This window comes from Nocardiopsis oceani (assembly GCF_054777395.1).
Map to the genome: position 1 here is coordinate 30,653 of NZ_BAAHAR010000030.1, position 25,040 is coordinate 55,692.

At 69.2% G+C, this 25,040-nt stretch carries 24 protein-coding genes; 7 read left to right on the top strand and 17 right to left on the bottom strand.

Features of this window, described 5'->3' with window-relative positions; genetic code table 11:
• Nucleotides 1-33: 33 nt before the first annotated feature.
• Nucleotides 34-2,328: a phosphoribosylformylglycinamidine synthase subunit PurL gene (gene purL / locus ACYVDG_RS18855; protein ID WP_460754437.1), complete on the top strand. Its 2,295-nt coding sequence runs from the start codon at nucleotides 34-36 to the stop codon at nucleotides 2,326-2,328.
• Nucleotides 2,329-2,391: 63 nt separating this feature from the next.
• Here purL and ACYVDG_RS18860 read toward each other — a convergent pair whose 3' ends face one another.
• Together ACYVDG_RS18860 and ACYVDG_RS18865 are read right to left on the bottom strand one after the other, a co-directional pair.
• Nucleotides 2,392-2,799, bottom strand: coding sequence for a type II toxin-antitoxin system VapC family toxin (locus ACYVDG_RS18860; RefSeq protein ID WP_460754440.1), 408 nt, complete (start codon nucleotides 2,797-2,799; stop codon nucleotides 2,392-2,394).
• Entirely contained in the window at nucleotides 2,799-3,119 is a 321-nt protein-coding gene (locus tag ACYVDG_RS18865) for a type II toxin-antitoxin system Phd/YefM family antitoxin (protein WP_460754443.1), read from the bottom strand. The genes ACYVDG_RS18860 and ACYVDG_RS18865 overlap by 1 nt, the downstream gene beginning before the upstream one ends.
• A 155-nt stretch (nucleotides 3,120-3,274) precedes the next feature.
• On the opposite strand from ACYVDG_RS18865, the gene ACYVDG_RS18870 reads away from it, so the two are divergent.
• Both ACYVDG_RS18870 and ACYVDG_RS18875 read left to right on the top strand, forming a co-directional pair.
• The gene (locus ACYVDG_RS18870; protein ID WP_460754446.1) at nucleotides 3,275-3,523 is read left to right on the top strand and encodes a hypothetical protein; all 249 of its coding nucleotides are present in this window, start codon (nucleotides 3,275-3,277) and stop codon (nucleotides 3,521-3,523) included.
• 185 nt (nucleotides 3,524-3,708) lie between these two features.
• Nucleotides 3,709-3,978 (top strand): hypothetical protein, encoded by a 270-nt coding sequence (locus ACYVDG_RS18875; RefSeq protein WP_460754449.1) that lies wholly within the window; start codon nucleotides 3,709-3,711, stop codon nucleotides 3,976-3,978.
• A gap of 21 nt (nucleotides 3,979-3,999) precedes the next feature.
• Here ACYVDG_RS18875 and ACYVDG_RS18880 read toward each other — a convergent pair whose 3' ends face one another.
• The 7 genes from ACYVDG_RS18880 to ACYVDG_RS18910 form a co-directional block, all read right to left on the bottom strand.
• Complete coding sequence (locus ACYVDG_RS18880) at nucleotides 4,000-5,892, bottom strand: endonuclease/exonuclease/phosphatase family protein (protein WP_460754452.1); 1,893 nt, start codon at nucleotides 5,890-5,892, stop codon at nucleotides 4,000-4,002.
• A 100-nt stretch (nucleotides 5,893-5,992) separates the two neighbouring features.
• A complete protein-coding gene (locus tag ACYVDG_RS18885) occupies nucleotides 5,993-6,145 on the bottom strand; it encodes a hypothetical protein (protein WP_460754455.1) in 153 nt (50 codons plus the stop codon).
• Between the two features lie 103 nt (nucleotides 6,146-6,248).
• A complete protein-coding gene (locus ACYVDG_RS18890) occupies nucleotides 6,249-7,157 on the bottom strand; it encodes a glycine betaine ABC transporter substrate-binding protein (RefSeq protein WP_460754679.1) in 909 nt (302 codons plus the stop codon).
• 55 nt (nucleotides 7,158-7,212) lie between these two features.
• Nucleotides 7,213-9,180: an ABC transporter permease gene (locus tag ACYVDG_RS18895; protein ID WP_460754458.1), complete on the bottom strand. Its 1,968-nt coding sequence runs from the start codon at nucleotides 9,178-9,180 to the stop codon at nucleotides 7,213-7,215.
• 1 nt (nucleotide 9,181) lies between these two features.
• Nucleotides 9,182-10,348: a quaternary amine ABC transporter ATP-binding protein gene (locus tag ACYVDG_RS18900; RefSeq protein ID WP_460754462.1), complete on the bottom strand. Its 1,167-nt coding sequence runs from the start codon at nucleotides 10,346-10,348 to the stop codon at nucleotides 9,182-9,184.
• Entirely contained in the window at nucleotides 10,345-11,919 is a 1,575-nt protein-coding gene (locus ACYVDG_RS18905; RefSeq protein ID WP_460754465.1) for a GMC family oxidoreductase, read from the bottom strand. Before ACYVDG_RS18905 ends, ACYVDG_RS18900 begins: the two co-directional genes overlap by 4 nt.
• Before the next feature lie 183 nt (nucleotides 11,920-12,102).
• Complete coding sequence (locus tag ACYVDG_RS18910) at nucleotides 12,103-13,599, bottom strand: aldehyde dehydrogenase family protein (RefSeq protein WP_460754468.1); 1,497 nt, start codon at nucleotides 13,597-13,599, stop codon at nucleotides 12,103-12,105.
• A 341-nt stretch (nucleotides 13,600-13,940) separates the two neighbouring features.
• On the opposite strand from ACYVDG_RS18910, the gene ACYVDG_RS18915 reads away from it, so the two are divergent.
• A complete protein-coding gene (locus tag ACYVDG_RS18915) occupies nucleotides 13,941-14,609 on the top strand; it encodes a class II aldolase/adducin family protein (protein WP_460754471.1) in 669 nt (222 codons plus the stop codon).
• A gap of 1,492 nt (nucleotides 14,610-16,101) precedes the next feature.
• Here the strand turns inward: ACYVDG_RS18915 and ACYVDG_RS18920 are convergent.
• The 5 genes from ACYVDG_RS18920 to ACYVDG_RS18940 are packed head-to-tail and all read right to left on the bottom strand — an operon-like array spanning nucleotide 16,102 to nucleotide 19,319.
• On the bottom strand, nucleotides 16,102-16,668 hold the full coding sequence (locus ACYVDG_RS18920) for a hypothetical protein (protein ID WP_460754476.1): 567 nt from the start codon (nucleotides 16,666-16,668) through the stop codon (nucleotides 16,102-16,104).
• A gap of 40 nt (nucleotides 16,669-16,708) precedes the next feature.
• Nucleotides 16,709-17,272: a hypothetical protein gene (locus ACYVDG_RS18925; RefSeq protein ID WP_460754479.1), complete on the bottom strand. Its 564-nt coding sequence runs from the start codon at nucleotides 17,270-17,272 to the stop codon at nucleotides 16,709-16,711.
• A gap of 43 nt (nucleotides 17,273-17,315) precedes the next feature.
• Nucleotides 17,316-17,594, bottom strand: coding sequence for a helix-turn-helix transcriptional regulator (locus ACYVDG_RS18930; protein WP_460754482.1), 279 nt, complete (start codon nucleotides 17,592-17,594; stop codon nucleotides 17,316-17,318).
• Nucleotides 17,584-18,438 (bottom strand): ABC transporter permease, encoded by an 855-nt coding sequence (locus ACYVDG_RS18935; protein WP_460754485.1) that lies wholly within the window; start codon nucleotides 18,436-18,438, stop codon nucleotides 17,584-17,586. Before ACYVDG_RS18935 ends, ACYVDG_RS18930 begins: the two co-directional genes overlap by 11 nt.
• Nucleotides 18,435-19,319: an ABC transporter ATP-binding protein gene (locus tag ACYVDG_RS18940; protein WP_460754681.1), complete on the bottom strand. Its 885-nt coding sequence runs from the start codon at nucleotides 19,317-19,319 to the stop codon at nucleotides 18,435-18,437. The genes ACYVDG_RS18935 and ACYVDG_RS18940 overlap by 4 nt, the downstream gene beginning before the upstream one ends.
• 356 nt (nucleotides 19,320-19,675) lie before the next feature.
• Between ACYVDG_RS18940 and ACYVDG_RS18945 the strand changes: the two genes are divergently transcribed.
• Nucleotides 19,676-20,086, top strand: a complete 411-nt coding sequence (locus tag ACYVDG_RS18945; RefSeq protein ID WP_460754490.1) for a VOC family protein — start codon at nucleotides 19,676-19,678, stop codon at nucleotides 20,084-20,086.
• 56 nt (nucleotides 20,087-20,142) lie between these two features.
• Here ACYVDG_RS18945 and ACYVDG_RS18950 read toward each other — a convergent pair whose 3' ends face one another.
• On the bottom strand, nucleotides 20,143-20,910 hold the full coding sequence (locus ACYVDG_RS18950; protein WP_460754495.1) for an alpha/beta fold hydrolase: 768 nt from the start codon (nucleotides 20,908-20,910) through the stop codon (nucleotides 20,143-20,145).
• A gap of 147 nt (nucleotides 20,911-21,057) precedes the next feature.
• Between ACYVDG_RS18950 and ACYVDG_RS18955 the strand changes: the two genes are divergently transcribed.
• Nucleotides 21,058-21,624 (top strand): DinB family protein, encoded by a 567-nt coding sequence (locus ACYVDG_RS18955; RefSeq protein ID WP_460754498.1) that lies wholly within the window; start codon nucleotides 21,058-21,060, stop codon nucleotides 21,622-21,624.
• Nucleotides 21,625-22,071: 447 nt separating this feature from the next.
• Nucleotides 22,072-22,872 carry an SURF1 family protein gene (locus ACYVDG_RS18960; protein ID WP_460754504.1) on the top strand — a complete coding sequence of 267 codons (801 nt, stop codon included), beginning with the start codon at nucleotides 22,072-22,074 and terminating at the stop codon, nucleotides 22,870-22,872.
• Here the strand turns inward: ACYVDG_RS18960 and ACYVDG_RS18965 are convergent.
• Entirely contained in the window at nucleotides 22,848-23,273 is a 426-nt protein-coding gene (locus ACYVDG_RS18965) for a DUF3817 domain-containing protein (RefSeq protein ID WP_460754509.1), read from the bottom strand. The two genes, ACYVDG_RS18960 and ACYVDG_RS18965, sit on opposite strands and share 25 nt — an antisense overlap.
• Before the next feature lie 122 nt (nucleotides 23,274-23,395).
• Nucleotides 23,396-24,955 carry a glycosyltransferase family 2 protein gene (locus ACYVDG_RS18970; protein WP_460754514.1) on the bottom strand — a complete coding sequence of 520 codons (1,560 nt, stop codon included), beginning with the start codon at nucleotides 24,953-24,955 and terminating at the stop codon, nucleotides 23,396-23,398.
• Nucleotides 24,956-25,040: the final 85 nt, after the last annotated feature.

Consider the following 25,040-nt stretch of genomic DNA (forward strand, 5'->3'; position numbering starts at 1 on the left):
CGCAACCCCGCGACACCCGAACGGAACCACCGCATGTCTGATGTCCCCGGCCTCGACACCGTCGCCACGGCGTACGGAAACCCGGACACACCGCAGCCGTACGCCGAACTGGGCATGCCCAAGGACGAGTACGAGCGGGTCCACGAGATCCTGGGCCGCCGTCCCACCGCGGCCGAGCTCGCCATCTACTCGGTGATGTGGAGCGAGCACTGCTCCTACAAGTCCTCCAAGACGCACCTGCGCCAGTTCGGCGAGAAGGCCCCCGAGAACGACGCCCTGCTCGTCGGCATGGGCGAGAACGCGGGCGTCGTGGACGTCGGCGACGGGCGCGCGGTCACGTTCAAGATCGAGTCGCACAACAGCCCCTCCTTCGTCGAACCCCACCAGGGCGCGGCCACCGGAGTGGGCGGCATCGTCCGCGACATCCTCACCATGGGCGCCCGACCGGTCGCCGTCATGGACGCGCTGCGCTTCGGACCCGCCGACGCCGACGACACCAAGCGCGTCCTGCCCGGCGTGACCTCCGGGATCTCCTTCTACGGCAACTGCCTCGGCCTGCCCAACATCGGGGGCGAGATCGGCTTCGGCCAGAGCTACCTCGGCAACCCGCTGGTCAACGCCTTGTGCGTGGGCGTGATGAAGCACGAGGACATCAAGCTCGCCGAGGCCCCCGGCCCGGGCAACAAGGTGGTGCTGTTCGGCGCCACCACCGGCCCCGACGGCATCGGCGGCGCCTCCGTGCTCGCCAGTGCCTCCTTCGACGAGGAATCGGAGTCCAAGCGGCCGAGCGTGCAGGTCGGCGACCCGTTCATGGAGAAGTTGCTCATCGAGTGCAGCCTGGAGCTGTACGCCTCCGACATGGTGGTCGGCATCCAGGACCTCGGTGCGGCCGGCGTCTCCTGCGCCACCACCGAGCTGGCCGCGGGCGGCACCGGCGGCATGAACATCCAGCTGGACCGGGTCCCGCTGCGCGACCACCGGCTCACCCCCGAGGAAATCCTCATGAGTGAGTCGCAGGAGCGCATGATGGCGATCGTCGAGCCCGCCAAGATGGACGCGTTCCTGTCGGTCTGCGAGAAGTGGGGCATCGTCGCCACCGAGATCGGCGAGGTCACCGACGTGACCGCCGAGGAGGCCGAGCGCGGCGGCCGCCTGGTGATGACCTGGCACGGCGAGACCGTGGTGGACATGCCGCCCCGGACCGCCTCCGACGAGGGCCCGGTCTACCAGCGCCCCTACGCGCGCCCGGAGTCCCAGGACGCCCTGCAGGCCGACAACGCCGCGAAGCTGACCCGCCCCGAGGGCGACGGCGAGCTGCGCGAGCAGGTCCTGCGCGTCCTCGGCGCCCCCGGCGTGGGCGACCCGACCTGGGTCACCCAGCAGTACGACAGTTACGTGCGCGGCGACACGGTCGTGTCCGCCCCGCACGACTCCGGCATGATCCGGATCTCCGACGACTCCGACCGCGGCGTGGCCCTCGCCACCGACGGCAACGGCCGCTTCACCCGGCTCGACCCCTACGCCGGCACCCAGCTGGCCTACGCCGAGGCGTTCCGGAACGTCTCCGCCACCGGCTCCCGTCCGCTCGCGGTCACCAACTGCCTCAACTTCGGCTCGCCGGAGGACCCCGGGGTCATGTGGCAGTTCGCGGAGAGCACCCGGGGCCTGGCCGACGCCTGCCAGCAGCTCGGTACACCGGTGACCGGTGGAAACGTCAGCTTCTACAACCAGACCGGTGACGTGCCGATCGACCCGACCCCGGTCATCGGTGTGCTCGGCGTGATCGACGACGTGAACACGCGCCTGCGCTCCGGTTTCGACACCGAGGGCGCCCGGGTGTTCCTGCTGGGCGAGACCCGCGCCGAGTTCGGCGGCTCCGCCTGGGCCGACGTGGTGCACGGACACCTGGGCGGGCTGCCGCCGCGGGTGGACCTGGCCGCCGAGGCAGCGCTGGGCGAGGTGCTGGCCGCCTCCGCCGAGCGTGGTCTGGCCGCCGCGGCGCACGACCTTTCGGACGGCGGCCTGGCCGTGGCGCTGGCCGAGTCCGCGCTCCGCGGTGGCAGGGGTGTCCGGGTCGAGGTGGACGGCGACCCGTTCACGGCGCTGTTCAGCGAGTCCGGTGCCCGCGCGCTGGTCGCGGTCGAACCTGGTGACGAGGAGGCCTTCGTGGCGCTGGCTGCCGAGCACGGCGTGCCGGTCGCCCAGATCGGTGCCGTGGGCGGCGAGAGCGTGACCGTAACCCACCCGGGCGGCGTGGTGGAGTTCGGCCTGGACGAGCTGCGTGCCTCCTACGAGGAGGCCCTGCCCGCCATCATGGACGGCGTCTAGGCCAGAGGTAGTGTGCGGGGGCGCCCATACCGGGGGCGCTCCCTTCACTTTGCCCGGGGCAGCTCAGGGCTCGGGGGAGACGACTGGCAGGGACGCGGCCGCTGCCGATTCGGCCAAGCGCTTGTCGTAGGTCACGAACGCGGTCAGGGCGGCACCAAGCCCCAACGCACTGGCGAGATGCAATGCGTCCAAGGACCTGAGCCGACTACCGGGAGCGAGCTCACCGGCCGTGTCGAAAACGTCTGCGGGCATGCGCAGATGTGCCACCCGGGATAGCCAGGCATCCGCCCGTTCAAGAGTCTCCGGCCGCGCGCCGACCGCGTGCAGTGCGCGCCGCAGCTCGGTCCGGGTGAGGTAACTGGTGATCTGACGCGCCTGGCCCTGAGCGTTCAGCCAGTTCTCCAGCGCTTCGGACTCGACCTCTTCCTTGAAGAGCTTGAGTGCAGCACAGGTGTCGAGGTAAACGAACATCAGTATTCGGTTTCCTCCGACCGCAGTTCCGCCAAGGCATCCGTCGCCAAGCGGGTACCGGGAGGCGACTCCTCGCGGACCATGCCGACGGCTTCTCCTGCTTTGGGTAGAGCGTCGAGATCACGCGGATCGATGAGCCCCCGGTCCACCGCGTCCGTGAGCGCTTCCTCCGCGTCGTCCGGGGGAAGAACACGACCGACCGTTACACCCCGCCTTGTCACGGTGAAAGTTTCGCCCCGCCCAGCCCGATCGAACACCTCAGCGGCGTTGCGCTGCAATTCGCGGATGGTGATTCTGTGTTCCTTCATGTCCACACCCATAACCAGATGGTATGACAAAGGGAAGGCTACGTCAGGCGAGTTTCAGATTCGCCTGACACCAGTAGGCCCAAGCATCGCCGCCCAGCCGCACCGGAGTCAAGGACGGTATCGCGATCGGGTTGGGGTAGGACTGTGGATGAGGGAGGTGCGCAGTCATGGAACGTGCCAGACGCGGCAGGTTGAAGGGTGCACTCGGGAGCCACGACCGCCCGGCGAGTGCGCTCGGGTTCCGGTTGTCGCTGGCCGTATTCGGGGCTCTGGTGCTGCTGGTGGGCACGGCCGCGGCCATGTACTGGACCGACGAGGCCTGGCTGATCCTCATCCTGGGGATCGCCTTCGTGGCGTCCTGCGTGAACGTGTACTGGGTGAGCCGCCGACTGCACTACGAACGGCCGTCCCACTGAGAAGGCCGGGAAACTCCGTCCACCCGGCACGGGACACCGCTATAGTTACACTCAGTCAACACCCGGCGTGTTCGGGTGTTTGATCACCCCCGGGCCGGAGTCCTACCCCCGGCCCGGGGTCTGCCCGTACTCCGGGGGCCTGTTGGCGCCGCAATCACGGGCACCGCCTCCGCTCCCAGCGGACGATGCGACGTGTCATGGCCGCCGCCATGACCATCGGGCTGGTGCTCGCCCCCGTCTACCTCTGGCACCAGGACATGCGTCACCCGATGCAGTACGTCGATCCGCGCGTGTACGCCTTCGACGGAGGCGTCGCCGCCCTGGTCCTGCTGGCCTGCCGAGGCCTGGCACCCCGGGTGTGTGCCCTGGTGGTCAGCGTGCCGTTCGCCGTGGTGTTCGCCGTTCTGTCGGTGTTCTCCTCATTCGTACTGTGGCGTGCGGGTGGCGGTATCTGAACCCTGACCCTCGCCTCCGTGTCAGGGCGCGGGGGCGAGCGTGACGGCGATCGGGCGGTGGTCCGAGTACGGCACGTCCGGGTTGGCGGTGTCGCTGGCGCCCAGGTCATCGGTCGTCAGGACGTGGTCGATCTGCTGGTCCGACTCCGTTTCCGTGACCATCGTGGGGAACGGACGTGTGTCGGCGAAGGCGTCGTGGAAGGGCCGCTCCTCGAGGGCCAGATCCTCCGGTTCGAAGTTGAGGTCCCCGGCGATCACCACGGGACGACCCTCGCTGTGCGCCCGCTCCCCGATGGACATCAACGCGTCGAGCTGCTCCTCCGCGGTTGGATTACCGATGTCGTAACCCTCGGGCTGGAGGTGGGTGGAGACTACGGTGACCTCGGTGCCCTCCCAGTCGAGAACGGCTTCCAGCGCTTGTGCGCCGGTGGGGCCGCTGTCGGGCAGGGGGTGCCCGCGCAGCTCGGAGACGGGCAGGTTGGTGAGCAGGGCATCTCCCCAGAAGGGGTCGGCGGCGGGGCCCCAGTACGCGGTCATTCCGAGTTCCTCCGCTAGCAGGGAGAGGCCGTCGTGGGAACCGTTGAGCTGCCATCCCCGGTCGATCTCGCTGAGGGCGATGACGTCTGCGTCGAGTTCGCGCAGGACCTCTGCCTGCTCGGCGACGGTGAAACGGCCCTCCATCCCGAACCCCATGCGCACGTTGTAGGCCGCCACCCGCAGTCCGTCGGCTTCCGGCTCGGGGGCGGGGACGGGTGGCCGGAGCAGTGGTGCGGCGACCGTGGCGGCCAGGGCGACGACAGCGGCCGCGCCGGTCACCCCGAGCACCCGGTCCTTGGGCGGGGTCACCGGGGAGCCCGCCCTCGGCAGGACCGCCGCGGTGAGGGCGAGCAGGGCCAGGAACGGCACGTAGTCGTTGGGGATGTGCAGGTCGTAGGCGGCGAAGAAGGCGAACACGAACACGACGAACAACAGCAGGCCCGAGGCGGCGAGGATGCCGGTTCGCAGCGCCGGGGCCTTGGGGGCGGTGTCGATGGCCGCCCAGCCCGCGCAGGCGGCCAGGGCGAGCTGGCCCAGCAGCAGCGCCGCCAGCGACCACGCGGGCAGGGTCCCGGGCACGTCGCCGGGAAGGAGGGGCGCCAGCCACAGGGTGGTGAGGCTGGCGAACAGCACGGCCAGGGGCAGGAGCGGGTTCGGGGTGAGCAGGCGGGGCCGGGCCGCGAAGGCGACCGATAGCACGGCGGCCGTGCTCAGCGCCGCCGCGGCGTAGGGCGTCCCGCCGACCGTTTCGGCTACGGCCGGGTTGGCGAAGTAGAGCCCGGACAGGAAGAGCAGCGGCCCCAGCGCGAGCCAGGTGCGCGGTTTGGTGGCGGCGGGTTCTCGGGGGGTCGCGCGCAGGGCGCGGAGGGCCAGAACGAGGAAGGTGACTGCCAGGGCGAGCACCCCGGACCAGGCGGTCCAGCCCTCGCGCCAGAGCAGGTCCACCGTGCCGAGCACGGTGTGCAGCACCGCGGAGGCGGCCACACCGGCGACCACGCCGACCATCACACCGAGCGCGGTCACCCTGCCGTCCGCGGCGGTGGCCATGGCCGTGCACACCAGCCACACCGCCCCCAGGCCCACCAGCACGGAGGCCAGGTACAGCTGGGGGTCGCCGCCCTCGGTGACCTGCAGGGCCACCCGGCCGAGCGCGAGCAGGGCACCCGCTGTCAGGGCGACGGCCAGGGGCGGCAGTCTGCGGGCGAGAAGTACCGCGGGGAACGGGAGCAGGAACCAGGCGAGGGCGTAGGCCCCCATGAGTTCGGGACTGGTGGAGCCCGCCTGCCCGAAGAGGGTGATCAAGGAGGGCAGGAACACCCGGAGCGCGTCCAGCAGGAGGACCGTACCGAGCGCCGTTACCAGTCGTCCCTGGTGCATGTCGCTCCAGCCGCTAGGGGGATAGGTGAGTGATTCTCACCTTTCCCCTGCAAGCGGGCAAGGGGCCGGACACTACCCGCTTCGGCGATCCGCGCTAACGTCACTCCTCGCCCAGATCACCGACCCGGTCGAGCTCCGCGCGAACTGCCCGCTCAAGCCAGGTCGAGAGCGGTATCCCCTCCCTATCGGCGGCGCGGCGTGCGCGTTCGTCGGTCTCGGGGTCCAAGGTCACGAGAACCTGCTCAACGGGCATACGAGAACGGTAGTCCCCGGGCAGCTCCCCCACAGGCCGACGCGCGAAAAGGGCGGGAGCCCCCCGGCCCCCGCCCCTGTTCACTGCTGGTCACACTGGTGGATCAGCGGTGTTCGTAGCCCTCCGGGAGCCACTCCTCCCACACGTCGCGGTTCTCGCCGGCCCAGATCTCCGCCGCCTCCGGAGGGGACAGCTCCTCGTCCGCGATCAGCTGCGCGACGGCGTTCTGGTCGGAGTTGGTCCACGTCCAGTTGTCGAGGAACTGGTAGGCGTGGTCGCCCTCCTCGACGAAACCGGCCCGGAAGATCTTGTTCAGGTCGTATTCCGGGTAGTCGCAGTCCACGAACTCCAGATCGTCGTCGCACCCGTCGTAGTACTCCGGGAAGTCGACCTTGACCAGGTCCACCTCCTCCTGGAACCACTGCGGGTCGAAGAAGTAGAAGAGCACCGGTTCCTCGTTGGCGTACCGGCGGCGCACCTCGGTGATCTGAGCGGCCTCCGAACCCGCGTAGACCATCTCCAGGTCCATGTCGAAGGCGTTGATCATCCCCTGGTCCTGGCTGACGAACCCGGGCGCCCCGGCCAGGAACTCACCCTGGTCACCCGTCTGGGCGGTCTGGAACAGGTCGGTGTTCTCCCGCAGGCCCTCCATGGTGGTGATCTCCGGGTACTCCTCCGCCAGGTAGGCGGGGACGTACCAGCCGATCACGCCCTCGTTGCCGTTCGGGCCACCGTCCACGACAGTGCCGTTGCCCTCGGGCCCGTACAGCTCGAGGAGGTCGTCGTGGCCCCAGTTCTCCACGATGACGTCCAGGACCCCCTGGTCCAGGGCCTGCCACGAGGGCTGCTCGTCGACCCGGACCAGCTGCACCTCGTAGTCCATCTCCTCGCGGAGGATGTGCGCCAGCACCTCGGCGCTGGCCTCGTAGCCCACCCAGTTGTTCACGGCGATCCGCACGGTGTTGGGGTCCCGGGTGATCTGGTCGGTGCGCACCGCGCAGGAGCTCACCATCACCAGGGCCAGTCCCACCGCGAACAGCCGGAACAGGGTGTTCTTTCTCGTCGGACTAGGCACGGGATGCCCTCCTTCCCTGCGTCACCCGGTCCAGGAACAGACCGAGGAAGACGATCGCCAGGCCAGAGGCCAGACCCAGACCGAGCTCGTTCTGGGCGAGACCGAGAACCACGTCGTTGCCGAGCGCGCCGGCGCCGACCAGCGCACCCATGACCACCATGGACAGCACCAGGATGATGCCCTGGTTGACCGCCAGGCGCAGAGAGCCCGCCGCCATCGGCAGCTCGACCTTGGTGAGGAGCTGCCACTTCGTGGAGCCCTGGGACACGGCGGCCTCAACGGTGCCGGCGGGTACCCCGCGGATACCGTCGTTGACCAGCCTGACCACCGGGGGCAGCGCGAAGATGATCGCTGCCGCCAGTGCCGGAACGGGACCCAGGCCGAGCAGCGCCACCGCCGGGATCAGGTACACGAACGGCGGCAGGGTCTGCATGAAGTCGAGGACCGGGCGCAGGACGGCCGCGAACAGGTCGCTGCGCGACATCAGGACACCGAACACCACGCCGAGCGCGATGGTGAGCACGGTGGCGACCAGTACCTGCGACAGCGTGTCCATGGCGTTGTCCCACACACCCAGCAGACCGATCGCCACGAAGGCCGTACCGGAGACCACGGCGGTGCGCGCACCACTGAAGATCCACCCCAGCGCGGCGGCGACCAGCACCACCAGCCACCAGGGCGAACCCGTGAGCAGCTCGTTCAGCGGACCCAGCACGTTGCCCTGGGTCCATTCACCCAGGGCCTCGGACGCGCCGCCGATGGCCGACTCGATCGCGTCGTTCACCGCGTTCACGGTTTCGTCGACCCGGAACGACAGGTCGCGCGGCCAACCGCCCAGGTCCGCGAGCCGGGCGAAGGCCACGATGAGGATCAGTCCGGCGAGCCCGCCGCCCAGCAGCGGCTTCCGGTAGCGCTCGGGGATGTCCGGGGTGTGGGCACCGTGTCCCACCGCACCGGTCACCCGGTCCATCGCGATCGCCAGCATGACGATCGCCAGGCCCGCTTGGAAGGCCTGGCCGACGTTGATCTTGGCCAGCGCCTGGAAGATGGCGTCACCGAGACCGCCGGCGCCGATCACCGACGCGATGACGACCATGGAGACCGCGAGCATGATGGTCTGGTTGACGCCCAGGAGGATGGTGCGCTTGGCCAGCGGCAGCTGCACCTTGGTGAGCAGCTGCCACGGCGTCGACCCGAGCGAGGTCGTCGCCTCGATGGCGCCCTTGTTCACTTCCCGGATGCCCAGCGCGGTGATCCGCACGACCGGCGGGAGCGCGTAGACCGCGGTCACGACCGCCGATGCCGGGTTGCCGATACCGAACAGCAGCACGAACGGCAGCAGGTAGGCGAAGGCCGGCATGATCTGCATGAAGTCCAGCACCGGGCGGATCGCCCGGTAGAACCCGTCGCTGCGCCCGGCGAGGATGCCGAGCGGAATACCGAACAGCAGGGCCATGAACACCGCGGTGATGATGAGCGACAGCGTCGTCATCGACTCGTTCCACAGACCGGTGAGCGCGAACACCGCGAAGGTCGCGAGCACCAGCAGGGCGACGCGCCACCCGGCGATCCGCCATGCGGCGAACAGGCCGAGGGCGGTCACCCCGACCCAAGTGAGGGCGTCGAGGAACTGGTTGATCAGCACGACGGCCGATCCCAGCCCCACCGAGATGTAGTTGAAGAAGTAGAGGAACAGCGGGCTGTCGTTGCGGTTCTCGACGATCCAGGCGTACACCCCGTCGAGCCACGCCATGAAGCTGTCGCCGACGCCGGTGGGGAACCCCCCGGCCCAGGCCGGGTTACCCAAGGCACGCGACACCCAGTAGCCCGCGACCAGTACCGCGAGCACGACGAGGGCCTGGACCCAGCTGCTGCGCAGCAGGCCCCCGGTTCCCCCGGAACCCTCGGGCTCCCCCGTGCCGGTTCCCGTGGAACCGGCGGGTTCGGTCACCGTGGCCATGTCACCCTCCGCTTCCGGTCGGCGCAGAGCCGCCGTGGTCGGAGGCCTCGTCAGAGATCTCCTCGACGGTCTCCTCCACGATCGCGGCCACCGCCCCGGCGTCGTCCATCTGGTCCTCGGCGATGGCGCGCAGCACGTCGTCGCGGCCGACGTAGCCGAGGAGGGTATCGCCGTCCATCACCCGGACCGGGGCGGTACTCGCGGCGAGCATCGGCAGGACCTCGGCCAGGACCGTGCCCGGCTCGGTGGTGGGGCCGTCGGTGCGCTCCTCCGGGAAGGCGTCGCGGACCAGCCACCGCGCGGTGAGCACGGTGGTGCGGGCGACGTCGGAGGTGAAGTCGGCGACGTACGAGTTGGCCGGACGCCCCACCACCTCCTCCGGGGTGCCGACCTGGACGAGCTCGCCGTCGCGCATGATGGCGATGCGGTCGCCCAGCTTGAGCGCCTCCTGGAGGTCGTGGGTGATGAACACCGCCGTCTTGTTCAGCTCGCTCTGGAGCCGCACGACCTCGTTCTGCATGTCCCGGCGGATCAGGGGGTCGAGGGCGCTGAACGGTTCGTCGAACAGCAGGACCTGCGGGTCGACGGCCAAGGCGCGGGCCAGGCCGACACGCTGCTGCATACCGCCGGACAGCTCGCCGGGCCGGGCGTTCTCGTTGCCGGCCAGGCCGACCATCTCGATCATCTCGCGTGCCCGCTCGTAGCGTTCGGCGCGCGGCATCCCGCGCACCTCCAGCCCGTAGGCGACGTTGTCGATGATCTTCCGGTTGGGCAGCAGGCCGAAGTGCTGGAAGACCATCGCGATCTTGTGTCGACGCAGCTCGCGCAGGCGCTGGTCGGTGGCCTCCTCGATGTCCTCGCCGTCCAGCAGGACCGATCCGGAGGTCGGCTCGATCAGCCGGGTCAGGCACCGGATCAGTGTGGACTTGCCGGAGCCGGACAGACCCATGACCACGAAGATCTCGCCTGGACGGACGTCGAAGGACACGTCGCGCACCGCGACGGTGCAGCCGGTCTCCGCCTTGATGCGGTCCCGGTCGGCGCGCTCCAGCTCGGTGCCGATGACGCTGTCGGCGTTCTTGCCGAAGATCTTCCACAGGTTGCGGACCGAGAAGGTCACGTCAGAGGCGCCCTCGGACGGGGTTGCCTCGGCGGCCTGGGCGCTCATCGGGTCTCCTCCTTGTCGGCCGCGCGATCCTGGCGGATCAGGTCCGCGGCACGCTCACCCAGGGCGAGGACCATCACCATGGGGTTGGGTGTGGGCAGGGTGGGGAACACGGACGCGTCAGCCACGCGCAGGCCCTTCAGGCCTCGCACACGGAGCCGGGGGTCGACCACGGCGTCGTCGTCGGCGGCGGCGCCCATCCTGCAGGTGCCGGCCGGGTGGTAGACGGTGTGTGCGGCGCGGCGTCCGTACTCGGACAGCTCCTCGTCCGTCTGCACCTTCGGCCCCGGGGCGACCTCGCGCTTGAGCCACGACTTGAACGGCCCGGTGGCGGCGACCTCGCGGGCGATCTTCAGCCCGTCCACGATGGTCTTCTCGTCGTAGCCGTCGGGGTCGGTGAAGTAGCGGAAGTCCAGGGCGGGCTTCTCCCGGGGGTCGCTGCTGGTGAGGTAGAGCTTGCCGCGCGCGCGGGACCGCGGGATGTTCGGGGTCATGCAGACCGCGTAGCCGTCCTCGGGCGAGTCGTAGCCCAGCCGCTTCGTGTTGTCGTCGAAGGGGATCTGGTAGATGTGGAACATCAGGTCCGGGCGCGGGTCGCTCTGGTCGCGCCGCACGAACAGGGCCGCGTCGGAGTCCATCACCGTCTCTTCGGGGACCCGCTCGTTGGTCTCCCACATGATGATCGACTCGGGGTGGTCCTGGAGGTTCTCGCCGACGCCCGGCAGGTCGTGGCGGGACTCGATGCCCAGCGCGCCCAGCTCCTCGGCGTTGCCGACGCCGGACAGCATCAACAGGCGGGGACTGTCGACGGCGCCCGCTGCGAGGATGACCTCCTGGCGGGCGTTGACGGTGATCCGCTCGCCGTCGGCGGTCGTGGCGCTCACGCCCGTGGCGCGGTCACCGGCGAACAGGACCTGGCCGACCCAGGTCTCCAGCATCACGGTGAGGTTCTTCCGCACGTCCATCACGGGGTGCAGGTAGGCCACCGAGGCGGAGGAGCGGTGGCCCGTGTAGGGGTCGTAGGCGATGGACAGGAAGCCGGCGCCGTCGGCGAAGCCGCCGCCGTGCGAGGTGAGGGCGTTGAAGTCCTCGACGACCGGGACGCCCGCCGCTTCGGAGGCCGAGGACACCCAGTCCTTGACCATGTCGTTGCGGTCCTTCTCGGCGATCGGGATGATGTTGCACTTGATCCGGTCGGCGTAGGACTGCACGGTGGCGTTGTCCCAGCCCTCGGCGCCCGCTGCGACCCATCCATCCAGGTCCTCGGCGAACGGCCGGAAGCTGATGAGCGTGTTGTGCGACGAGCAGCCGCCCAGCACCCGGGCGCGCGAGTGCAGGATGTGCGAGTTGCCGTTGGGCTGCTCGGTGGTGGTGTACCCGTAGTCGAGGTCGCTGTCGAGGACACTCAACCAGTCGCGGAGCCGGAGCACGTTCTCGTGCTCCCGGTCGTCGGGTCCGCCTTCGATCAGGCAGACGGTGGTGTCGGGGTCCTCCGTGAGCCGGTTGGCGATCACCGATCCAGCGGTACCGCCGCCGACGATCACGTAGTCATATGTGGTCTCGTTGTTGGACACGGCCCGAATCCTCTCGTTTCGCTTACTCGGGGGATGCCGGGGGGAATCCGACCTGTGTGTTGTGTCTCTTGCGTTGTGTGTCGTGCGTTGTCCGTTGCGGAGGAAGGACACCCGGCGGTGCGGGGACGGCCCGCGCCGCCGGGCGACCGGGATCCCGGAAACGGTGTCCGGGACCGGAAGCTGTCAGCCGAACCAGCGCTGCGGCTCGGGCGCGAGGTTGCGGTAGATGTGCTTGGCCTCGCGGTACTCGTCCAGACCGGCCAGGCCCAGCTCGCGGCCGACGCCGCTGCGGCCGAACCCGCCCCACTCCGCGCCCGGGAAGTAGGGCCCGTAGTCGTTGACCCACACGGTGCCGTGGCGCAGGCCCGCGGCCACGCGCTCGCCGCGGGCGGTGTCGTTGGTCCAGACGCCGCCGGAGAGCCCGTAGTCGGTGTCGTTGCCCAGCTCGACCGCCTGGGCTTCGGTCTCGAAGCGCTCGACGGTCACGACCGGGCCGAACACCTCGGTCTGCACGATGTCCATGGCGCGGTCGCAGTCCACGAACACGGTGGGACGGTAGAAGTAGCCGTCCCGGAGGTCCGCTTCGTCGGGGCGCTTGCCGCCCGCGATGATGCGGGCGCCCTCCTCGACGCCGCGTGCCACCGCCTTCTCGACCTTGGCGCGGTGCTCGGCCGACACCAGGGGCCCGCAGCGCACGTCGTCGTCCTGGCCGCGGCCGATCCGGATGGCCTCGGCGCGACGGGCGAGCTCGGTGGTGAAGGCGTCGTAGATGTCGTTGTGCACGATGAGCCGCGCACCCGCCGAACACACCTGGCCGGAGTGGAAGAACCCGGCGTTGAGCGCGTAGTCGACGGCCGTGTCCAGGTCCACGTCGGGGAAGATGATGTTGGGGTTCTTGCCGCCCAGCTCGAGCGCGATCTTCTTGACCGTGTCGGAGGCCGCGGCCATGATCCGCTTGCCGGTCACCAGTCCGCCGGTGAAGGAGATCAGGTCGACGTCGGGGTGCTCGGAAAGGGGCGCGCCCGCGTCGGGGCCGCTGCCCAGCACCATGTTGACCACGCCCGCCGGGACACCCGCCTCGGTGGAGAGCTCGACCAGCTTCGCGGTGGTCACCGGGGTGATCTCACTCGGCTTGATCACCATGGTGTTGCCGGCCGCGATGGCCGGGGCCATCTTCCAGGCCAGCTGCAGCAGCGGGTAGTTCCACGGCGTGATCATGCCGCAGACACCGACCGGCTCGTAGACGACCTTGCTCTGGACACCCTCGGGCGCGGACACGAGACGGCCCGCATCCTTGTCGGCGAGTCCGGCGTAGTAGCGGAAGACGTTGGTGACGTCGTCGACGTCGATCCCGCCTTCCTCGATGGTCTTGCCGGTGTCCAGCGACTCCATGACCGAGATTTCTTCGCGGTCGCGCTGGAGCAGGTCGGCGATCCGGTCGAGGATACGGCCGCGCTCGTCCGCGGCGGTATGGCGCCACTCGCCGGAGTCGAAGGCGCGCCGTGCCGCGGCGATGGCGGCCTCACTGTCGGCCTTGCCGCCCTCACTCACGATGGTCAGGACGGAGGCGTCCGCGGGGTCCAGGATCTCCCGGACCCTTCCGTTCTGCGCCGCCCGCCACTCGCCGTCGATGTACAGACTGGTGGCCGTGGCCGAGCCGGGTTCGGACAGGTACGGCACGGACGGCAGGGTTACGTCGGGCCGGTTCTCGGATCCCGTGTGAAGATCGCTAGTCACTTACAGCCTCGTCTCATAGGACACATACACACCAACGCTCCCACAAGCGCGGCTGAACAGGAAAAATGCCGCGCTATGGAACGCCTCACCAGTGGCCCACGTCACCGGCCCCTCGGAGAACTCCTATGCCGCGCCCCCTCACGGGGGCGATACGACACACTTACCTGGGGAACAACAGAACGAGTCTTTGACGTATATTTAGGTGTACCTAAGTTGGTTCGTCCGGCTCACGCCCGGGGGCGCACCCCCACGGACCGATGCCCGCGCACCCCGCTGAGGAACGCATGCTGCTTGAACAGGAACGCCGCGATGTCTGCCTGACCGCCCGCGCCATCTCCCAGTACCCGGGTACCGCCCCCGGCGAAGCCGGTACCGTCAGCGTCCGCAGCGGCGACCTGGTGGTCGTCAGCCCCCACGGTGTACCGCTGGACCAGATCCAGCCGCAGGACTGCCCGGTGATGTCCCTGGACGACCGGATGCTCGAAGGCCGGCGCGACCCCGCCGCCGAGGCCACCCTCCACATGGCCGTGCACCGCCACGCCGCCGACCAGGGCCGCGCGTCCCTCGCGCTGGTCAACGCGTTCACCACCGACACCACCGCGGTGTCCTCGGTGCTCCCCGAGCTTCCCCCGATCCACCACCGCGCCGCGGGCTTGGGCGGCGCCATCAGCGTGACCCCGTACATGCCCTACGGCACGGGCGACATCGCCGACCAGGCGGTCAAGGCCCTCAAGGGTAGGGACGCCGCCCTGCTGGCCGACCACGGCGGCCTCGCCCTGGGCCGGAACCTGGAGCACGCCTGGGGGAACCTCCGGCTGCTCGACTGGCTCTGCACCACCTATCTGCGCGCCCGGCAGATCGGCGAGCCCCGCGTCCTCACCGAGGACGAGCTGGCCGAAGCCCGCCAACGCGACACCTACGGCTGGGCGGGACCCGACCCCTTCCTGTACTAGACCGGAGGCCGGACCGGGAATCCGTCCGCCAGGGTGACCCCGTGGCCAACCGCTGATGTTGTTTCGGTTGGGTTGACACCTGTGCTCTGGGGTCGCTCGCCGGTGTGGGGCTTGTTGCTGGTGTGGGGTTTCCACGTGGGTGGGGGCTGAGGGTGGCTGGGGTTTGTTGTTGGGTGCGGGTTTCCCCGTTTCCTGCCGCTTGATGGTGGCCGTCTCCGCTGCGCGCGTCAAGGTCGTCGCCGTCGAGCGCTGGCGCGCTGTCGGAGGCGCTCCACCTTGACCCGCTTCGCTGCGACGGCGGGTGGGCGGCTGTCAGGAAACGGGGGGCGTGTGGTCGGGGTGGCTACGGGACCGGCCTTCGGCCGGGAACTGCCCCGGGCCTGCGGCCCGGTCCGGCCGTGGCCGGCCGGGTTCCTGCCCGTGGGTCTGGTTGTGTCGGCAGGCGCGTCGCAATCCAGTGGCCGGTGGGCGACGAAGGGCCCGAACAGGTGCCTGGGTGGCTGGGCGCGTCCCCCCGGTCTGGCGGCTCGGTGTTGGGTCGGTCGGGGTGGGGTGGTGCCGGTGGCCCGGCCGGGTGCGGGGCGGGGCGTGGTGAGCCCCCCTGCTGGAGTCATTGTGGGCGCCGAGATTGCCTCCAGGGAGGGGGCTCACCGGCCCCGGGTGCTTCTGGGCGGGGGCCGCTACCCCCGGGTGCCTCACCCGGGGGTAGCGGCCGCCCCCCGGGGGGGCGGCCCCGGTGTCCGGAACCGGCCTGGTAGGGGTATCCGTTGCGTCCGAAACCGGTTCATCCCCGATGATCTTGCCCCCAGCTCCACCCTCGGCCGTCGAGGGTGGAGCTGGGAGCAAGATCGTCGTTGGAAAGGGGGCCCACCCCTGACCGAAAGTCCGGTGGGACGCGCTCGGCCACGCGCCCGGCCTGATCGGGTCCTTCGTCGCCCACCGGTCACTGGATTGCGACGCGCTGACCGACACAACCAGACGGATGGGAAGGGATCCGGCCGGCCACGGCCGGACCGGGCGAAGCCCGGCCCACCGGCCCGAAGGCCCGGGGCCCGAAGGGCCCCCTTCAGGCCCCGACCACACGCCCCCCGTTTCTTGATAGCCGCCCACCCGCCGTCGCAGCGAAGCGGGTCAAGGTGGAGCGCCGCTCGCGCGCGAAGCGCTCGACGGCGACGACCTTGACCCGCGCAGCGGAGACGGCCACCATCAAGCGGCAGGAAACGGGGAAAACCACCCGCACTTGTGCGGAGCCTGCACCCCAGCAGGGAACCACCGCACCCAACAACAAACCCCAGCCACCCTCAGCCCCCACCCACGTGGAAACCCCACAACAGCAACAAGCCCCACACCGGCGCGCCACCCCAGAGCACAGGTGTCAACCCAACCGAAACAAGATCATCTCGCTGTACCGCGCACTCAGGTCAACCAGAGAGCCCTGAACCCGAGTCGTCGCGAGCCTGATACTGAAGGCTTGCCAAGCGGGAAAGCCTGCTTATGGTCCGATGGGCTCGTCCCCGTCGTCGGGGACCTCGCCCGGTTGGGTCCAGGCGAGGTAGAAGACGGGGAAGGACCGGTGCAGCGCCAGGACCACCCAGGCCACCGGGAGGAAGACACCCACCGGCACGCTGGTCTCGCCCACGGGGTAGGCATTGGTGAGGTGCGCGGCACCGGTGATCGCCACCGCCAGGATCAACAGCGCTGTCGTGACCGAATGGCCCACGTTCCGGGCCTCGTCGATCTCGGTGCGCTGGCGCTCGTCCACCACCAGCTCGTATCCGTACATGGTCCTCGAACCGGCTTCGAGCACCTGGAGCACCCGGTTCTGCGGAATCAGCAGCAAGACCACCACGAGGCAGGCCCCGAGCAACACCACCGTGCTCTGGGCCAGCGCCATCATGGTCAGGGCCGCCGTGATCAGCAGGACCAGGAACAGGACCAGGTACAAGCGGCGCAGGCGGGCTGACCGGTCGGCCCACAGGCCGCGGACCTTCGGGTCCTCGAACTGGGTCAGCAGCTTCTGGCGGCGGGCTTCCGCCCGCCCTTCGCCAGGTGTGTTCATCGAGGCGCTCCTTCTCGGAGTCGTGGGTGGGGTGGCGCGCTCAGACCTGGGCGGGCTCGTCCACGTCGTCGAGGACCTCGTCGGGGCGGGTCCAGGCGAGGTAGCAGGAGGGGAAGGCACCGTGGCACAGGGTGGTGGCGAACACCATCGGCAGCAGTACCGCGAGGACCACGGACGCGGAGAAGTCCCCGGACGCGAGCGCGCCGCCGATCCCGGAGGTCACGGCGAGCAGGGCGAGCAGCGCCGCGTTGGTCACGCGGTGGCCCAGGAGCGAGGCGTGGTCCATCTCCGCGCGCTGGAACTCGTCCAGGCCGAGCTGCTTGGGTGTGCATCGGGAGGCGATGCTGACGCGGGCGGACAGGGGCATGGTCAGCAGCCCGGCCGCGACGAACCCGGCGAGCAGGAAGAAGGAGCCGGGGGCGGGCACGAGCAGCACGAGGACGAAGAGCGCGATGCTGACCAGGCTCATGGCCGCCAGCGCGACCACCGCCCGGCGGCGCCGGGAGCGCGGCGCCCAGTGGGCGCGCCTGCTCGGGTCCTCGATCTTCTCCAGGAGGATCCGCTGAGACTTGGTGAGTTCTGTGGTGGATGCGGTGGAGGGCACGTCATCTCCTCATGGTGTGGGGGGGTCACGGGCCGCCCGGGGCTCACTGGCCGATCCGGGGGAAGGGTTCGGTGGAGAAGACCACCTCGACCGGGACCTCGAAGTACTTCGCGATCCGCAGGGCAAGGTGGAGGCTGGGGCTGTACTCGCCCCGTTCCAGGTAGCCGACGGTCTGGTAGTGCACCCCCAGCGCCTCCGCCAGCTGGCGGCGGGACACGTTCCGTTCGGCCCGCAGCATCGCGATCCGGTTGTAGATCGCCTCCGTGTTGGCCGCGGCCCTGGTGCGGCGGCCGTTCCCGCCCTGTTTGTTCTCAGTAGGCACGCTTCGCCGCTTCCTCTCGGGCGGCCTGGACCCGGGAACCCGACGTGCGCCGGGCCATGCGCTGCAGGAAGGGCCGCGCGATGAGGAACCCGACCAGGGCCCACAGGGCCAGCACCCCCGCTGCCAGCGGCAGCTGCCAGACCCCGAAGAGCTCGAGGTCGGTGGCCTCGGGTGGGAAGACCGCCGCGCGCATCCCGTGGCCGACCCAGTAGATCGGGAAGATCAACGCGATCACCTGCACCCAGCCGGGCATGAACTCGAGGGGGATGTTCACCCCGGAGATCATGAAGAGGATGATCACCGGCAGCATCGCCAGGCCCACACCGTTCTTGGGGTTGGTGATCAGCGAACCGAGGATCGCTCCGACGGGGGCCAGCGCCAGCAGGCCGAGCAGGCACACCCACAGCAGGGTGACCACGCCGAAGATCCCCTGGGGCGAGAAGCCGTCGAACAGGAACACCGCCGGCACCAGCAGCACCAGCAGCGAGAAGGCCGACATCATCACGATGTGGCCGACCTTCGCGACAACGTAGCCGGTCATGCCGTGCGGGGTGGACTTGGCCCGCAGGAGGGTCCCGTCCTCGCGTTCGGTGGCGAGCACCTGGGCGACCGTGGCGACGCCGTTGATGGCGATCACCAGGCTGACGCCGCCGACCAGGATGGCGGCGGAGAAGTCGACGCCCATCTCGTCGGAGCCGCTCCCGGTGATCAAGCCCAGCCCTAGGAAAATGGCCGGCATCATCATGTAGCCGACCACCACCTCCTGGGGGTTGGTGAACGAGGCGCGGAACTCGATCCAGCTCCGGGAGATCCCGGCGCGGACCGCGTTGCTCTGGGGGTTCATCGGATCTCCTTGCCGAACTCGGCGGCGGCCTCGTCGGCCTCACCGCTCTCGTGCCGCTGGACCATGGCCATGTACACGTCCTCCAGCGACGGCCGGGTGACCTTCAGGTCGGTGACGGCGTCCCCGTGTTCGGCGTACAGCTCCGCGACGTGGCGGGCGGGGTTGTCGGTGCTGTGGACGTGGCGCTGGCCACCAACCGTCCAGGTGACCTCGCTGTCCCGGGCCACCAGCTGGGACAGCTGGTCCGCGCTTCCGTCGGCGACGATCACGCCCCCGGCCAGCAGGAGGATGCGGTCGGCCAGCTTCTCGGCCTCGCCCAGGTCGTGCGTGGTGAGCATGATCGTGGTGTCCTCCTCGTCGGCGAGGCGGAACACCAGGTCGTGGAAGTCCAGGCGGGCCTTCGGGTCGAAGCCCGCGGTGGGCTCGTCGAGGAAGAGGAGCTCGGGGCGGCCGACGATGCCGACCGCCACGTCCATGCGGCGGCGCTGCCCCCCGGAGAGGGTCTTGACCCGCTGGTTCGCCTGGCCGGTGAGGCCGACCAGGGCCAGGAGTTCGTCGGTGTCGTGGGGACGGGACCGGGACGGCTCGGAGTAGGGCGCGTAGAAGCGGCCGTAGTGGTGGAGCACGTCGCGTACCCGCCAGGCGCCGTGGTCGCGCCAGGACTGCAGGACCACGCCGAGTCGGGAGCGCCACGCCTCGTCCGCGCTGTCCGGGTCGGCGCCGAGGACCTCGACCTCTCCGGCCGAGCGGCGGCGGAAGCCCTCGAGGATCTCGATGGTGGTGGTCTTGCCCGCACCGTTGGGCCCGAGGAGGGCGATCACCTCGCCGCGCCGGGCGCTGAGGTCGACCCCTTTCAGGACCTCGGTACTGCCGTAGTTCATGCGCAGGTCGCGGGCCCGCAGCACGGTCTCGGCCGGGGTTCCGGTGGCCGGGGCGCTCGCCCTGGACTGGTTCGGTGCCGTTCTGCTTGTCACAGCACTCCTCTGTTTGATCCTTGCTCTGCTTCCTTTGATAGTACATGTACTACATTCGCGAGCAGGAAAACTACCAGGCGCGGGAATACGACCCGTGCAGCCCGAGGCACGGATTTCGGCCACGAATCGCAGGTCAAGAGGGATAGAAGAAATGAGGTGGCCACATCCGGCCACGTGACATCCGGGTACGGATACTCACTGATCCGCCACGCTCAGACGCGACAATGGTGCCGACGACCAACCCCGCACGGCAGGAGGCTCCCATGCGCTTCAGCTACATCCGGCTCCTCGTCAACGACTACGAGGCCTGCTTCCGCTTCTACGCCGACGTCCTCAAGTTCCCCGTCCTGTGGGGAGACGAGAACAGCCGGTACGCCGAGTTCGACGTGCACTCGCAGACGCGCCTGGCGATCAATCAGCGCGAGGTAATGGCCGAGGCCCTGGAAACCGACACCGCCGACCCCGAACTCCCCAACCAGGACCGGCTCGCGGTCGTCTTCGAGGTCGATGACGTGGACGAGGCCGCCGCCGGCCTGGTCGCCGACGGCGCACGCCAGGTGATGGAGCCCCGCGACTGGACCGCTTGGGGCATCCGCGCCGCCCACTTCCGCGACCCGGACGGCTACCTCCTGGAGATCAACTGCCCGCTGATCCCGGCACGCGACGACGTGTAACTCCCGTCGTCCCCAACACGGTCCAGCGATCACCCGGGCAGCCAGTCAGGCGCCGTTCAAGCGGCCACATGCTCCACAAGCAGCTCGTTGACCCGGTCGGCGCGTTCCACCCCGAGAAGGTGCGCGGCGCCGGGAACCACCTCGAACCGGGAGCCGGAGATCCCGTCCGCCAGCCTGCGACCGTGCCCTGGCGGCAGCAGGGGGTCGTGTGCCCCGGAGACCACCATGGTCGGCACGCGGATCCCGGAGACCAGGTTGCGCTGGTCCAGCCCGCTCACGGCGTCGCAGATCGACGCGAACGCGCCCGCGTCGATCCCGCCGAAGTCCTCGGTGAACCGGGCCGCGACCTCCGGGCGCCCACCGGTCAGGTCCGGGGTGAACCACGGCAGGACGACGTCGGCGGTCACCGACTCCATGCCCGTTTCCCGAACCCGGGCGGCCATCCGGTCCCACCCGTGCATGTGCGGCGTACGCGGGGTACCCGCCAGCAGCGCCAGCCGCTCCAGTGTCCGCGGCGAGTTGGCGGCGATCCAGAGCAGCAGGGATCCGGCGAACCCGGAACCGACCGCGGAGACACGGGTGAAGCCCCGATCCTCCAGGATTCCGAGGATGTCCAGGGCCAGCTCCTCGATCGAGTAGGGCCCTTCGGGCGCCGGGGAGGACCCGTGGCCCCGGTGGTTGACCCGCAGCACCTGGCGGTGGCGGGTGAGTTCGGGCATCTGTGGCTCCCAGGCCGACATCTTCGTGCCGAACTGCGGCACGAGCAGCACGACGGGCGCGTGCTTGGGGCCGTCGAGTCGGTACTGGAGCGGAATCAGGGCCATGGAACCTCCGGGTCGCCGGACCGCCAGGTTATCCACACTGTTTTCGCGGTCGCCAGAAAGGGCGGCCGCCGGAACCGAGTAGAGGACAGTAACTGACCGCCATGCTTCCTAGGGTCGAGGTACCGAGACAGACCAGAGGGGATCACCATGACGGCGGAGACAGTGCGGGCAGCGGAGCACAACCACGACAGCAGCGGCGCTCGCGGGGGTGGTGGCGGGACCGAGCGGGAGGCACTCCTGTCCTTCCTGGCCGAACAGCGCGAGTTCCTGCTCTTCACCCTCAAGGGGCTCGACCAGGAACGGGCCTCCGAGCGCCCGACCGCCAGCGCCCTCAACCTCGCCGGGCTGGTCAAGCACGTGTCTCAGGCGGAGCGCGGCTGGATCCGGTTCATCGAAGAGGGCGCACCGGAAGTCGACTACGGGTCCGAGGAGACCTACGACCACCACGAGAGTACGTTCCGGCTGGTGGGGGACGAGACCCTGGCGGGTGTGCTGGCCGAGTACGAAACGACGGCGACGCAGACCGAGGCCTACATCCGCGCCCTTCCGAACCTGGAGTCCAGCCGGAAGCTCCCGTCCGCCCCCTGGTTCCCCGAGGAGACGGCCTGGACCGTCCGCGACGTCCTGCTGCACCTGATCCGGGAGACCGCGCAGCACTGCGGGCACGCCGACATCATCCGTGAGTCCCTGGACGGCCAGAAGACCATGGGCTGACCCGCGCGTGCGGACGCAAGCGCATGGGCCGGCGGTAGGACGCACCGGCGAACGGTGGGGCCTGTCCTACAGAGCATTCCGCGCGGGCCACCCTCCGCACGAGAAGCGGGGCGGGACCACCGATCGGTGATCCCGCCCCGCTGACGAGGTGGCGAGGGTCGCCTCCGTATCCCCCCTCAAAGTACGGAGGCAACCCTCGCTCTGGGAAGCGGCCTGCGACTCCTCCCCCCTGGAGTCGAGGCCTGAAAGGTCTCTCACGTGGAAACGAACCTGTCGTTCCGCGTTGATTGAGACACTACCCACCGCACCCCCGAAGAACAACCCTCTGTCACGAGAAACTACTTAAAGTGATAGTCATTCCTGGGGTGGTGAACCGCCAAGCTGTTGTGGCCATCGTCAACCCGGGGTCATGATCGGACGCTCAGAGGTCGCGCATAGCCTGGTCGGGTGAGATCACCGCTCCTCAGCCCACGTTGGCTCGGCCTCCACCTCGCGGCCCTGCTCGTGGTCGCCGTGTGCGCTGTCGGGACCTACTGGCAGGGCACCCGCGCCTTCGAACCCGACCGCGAGGTCATCACCAACCCGGTGGAGGACCTGGCCGGCTCCGTCACCGTGGAGGAGCTCGGCGAACCCGGTGATTTCCTGCATCCCAACCTCACCGCGAACACGGCGATCCAGGCCAGCGGGCACTTCGACCCCGATGCGCAGGTCCTCGCACCCAGCCGCCTCGACGGGGTCGAGGGCTACGCGGTCGTCCTGCCCCTCGTGACCGAGGAAGGCGTAGCCCTGCCCGTGAGCCGCGGTTGGAGCGAGGACGGCACCGACCTGCCGCCGGTCCCCGAGGGCGAAGTCACCGTCTCCGGCTGGCTGCAGCCCCCCGAAGAGTCCGAAGAGGGCTTCTTCCCGATGGGCGAGCCCGACACGGGCACCATCGAACGGATCGCTCCGGCGGTTCTGGTCAGCGAGTGGGACTACCAGCTCTACGCGGCCTACGTCACCCTCCCCGAACAGGAGCCGGCGGTCGACGGCCTCACCGCGATTCCGCCGCCCGAACCGCCCACCGAGTTCACCGTCAACTGGCGGAGCTTCAGCTACGCGGTCCAGTGGGGCATGTTCGGCATCTCCGGCGTGGTCTTCTGGATCATCCTCATGCGCCGTGAACTGGCCGAGGCCCGCACCCGGGGGACGGGTGGGGCCTCGGAGGACAACGGCGGGGACTCGACTCAACCGGTGGGCACCGGCTCCTGAGCAGCCTGCTCCGCCTCGCGGTCCTTCGCCTGCTCGGTCTTCGCCACACGGTGCTCGACCACGAAACCGAGGATCGGAATGGTGCCGGCGAGAGCGACGCCCAGGGTGCGGCCGGCCCCCCATCGCCGGTCCAGGGCGACCCACAGGACGACGAGTACGTAGGCCATGTAGACGTAGCCGTGCGGCACCGTGATGTAGAGCGTCAACGGGGACTCGGGGCCGAACCAGTGTTCCCAGCCCTCGGGCGCGGCGGTCAGAGCGAACATCGAAGTCTCTCCGACCAGGTACCTCGCGGGCATGGCCACGAAGACCAGACCCACCAGGAACACACCCGTCGTGTACGCGAGCACCCGGTACAACGCGAACGAAACACGTCTCTTGTCCACTGCGACTCCACCCATTCAACAACTCAGCCCCGAGGAGGGTCGGGTCCCCTCCATCGAGGCTAAGCGCTACCCAGCACGGCGGGTCCTTGGGGTGACCGATGCCGGACAATCTCACATGTGCGCAGGTGGAAGCGGGTCTACTTGTCCTTGTTCGCGATCCGGACGGGGCTGCTCCACCGGCCGTCGGACTTGGCGGTCCAGGCCTTCGGGATCATCCGCAGGGACAGGTAGGCGTCGATCATGCGGATCGGGAAGAAGAACAGGCCGTAGAAGAGGTACGACGGCCGCCGCCGAACCATCGTCATGACGCAGGTCAGCATGTAGTCGGGCACCAGCAGACCGATGGCGAGCGCGGTGAGCGGCAGGAAGGCCGTAACCGCGTCGAACCCGTCGGTGAAGAACGGTAGCCCCGCCACCACCTCCCCGCCGAAGGTGCCGATCAGCACGAAAGCCGCGATGGCCACGGTGAGCAGGAACATCAGGGACACGAGTACGACCTCGAGGATGTACAGCCCGAGGGCCACCCAGAAGAAGCTCGGCCACACCTTGTGGCGGCGGACGGTCTGCCAGAAGCCCAGCGTCCAGCGGCCGACCTGCTTCCAGTAGTCCCTGAGCGTGAACGGATCCTGGCTGTAGGCCTTGGTGTCCGGCCGAAGCGAGACCCTGCCGAGGCGTTTGCGATGCACCTCGAAGGTCATGTTGAAGTCCTCGATCACCAGCCCCGGCGGGTTGACGGTGATCTCCCGTAGCGACCTGCTCCGGTACACGCTCGCGAACCCGGGGACGATGAAGGCGACGTTCGTCCGCTTCCAGGTCTGTCCGAAACGCATGAAGTACTGGAGCATGAAATACAGGCGGTCCCGGTATGCGGAGATGATCCGCCCGATGATGTTGCGCTCCCACGGCTTCCACTCGGAGACCACGAACCCGGCGACCGCGGCGACGTCCGGATCCGTCAGTTGACGCTTGGCGCCTTCGACGTATCCTGCGTCGAGCTCGGTGTCGGCATCCAGAATCAGGACGCCGTCATAGTTTTCGGTCAGTGAGAATTCCTCGATGACCGCCTCGATGGCCCCCGCCTTGCCCCGGTTGGTGAGGAGCTCGAGGACGTTCACGCCGGTCTTGGCCGCGATCTCGGCGGTGGAGTCCTTGGACGAGTCCGAGACGACATAGATGTCCCAGCGGTTGAACAGGCCCAACGCCGAGGAGATCGCGGCGTCGATCACCGGCTCCTCGTTGTGCGCCGGGATGATGACGGCGATGCTGACGTCCTCGGGGTCGGCCGGAACCGCGACTTCCTTGGGCGTGGCGGTCGCCACCGCTTCGCCCACGGAATCGACGGAGTCGCCGGGGCCGCCCCCGGTCAGCGCGACACCCCCACCGGGGCCTCCCGCTCCGACCAGGACCCGCTCGCGTTCCTGCCCTTGGCGGACCGCCCGCCGTTGGTACTGGTCGCCGGGCCTTCGACGGAAGGCGGTGCGTGCCCCGCTCTCGGTCACCCGGAGCAGGCCGACCACGGTCCACAGCAGCAGGTTCAGCCCGAAGGCCATCCACAGGAAGACGTAGCCGAGGGCGCCGATCCCCGCGGCGGAGGCCATGTCCGTCGCGAAGTCGAACCAGTAGAAGAAGAGTGCGACGGCCAGGACCAGGGCGATCAACCCGGTCAGCAGGCCACCGATGAAACGCACGATACGCACAGCCCTAGGACCCTCCGAAAGTTATCGGTTTCGGACCGACATTAACCCGCAAAGTCGGCGTTAGGTTGACGCCCTACGCGACCGG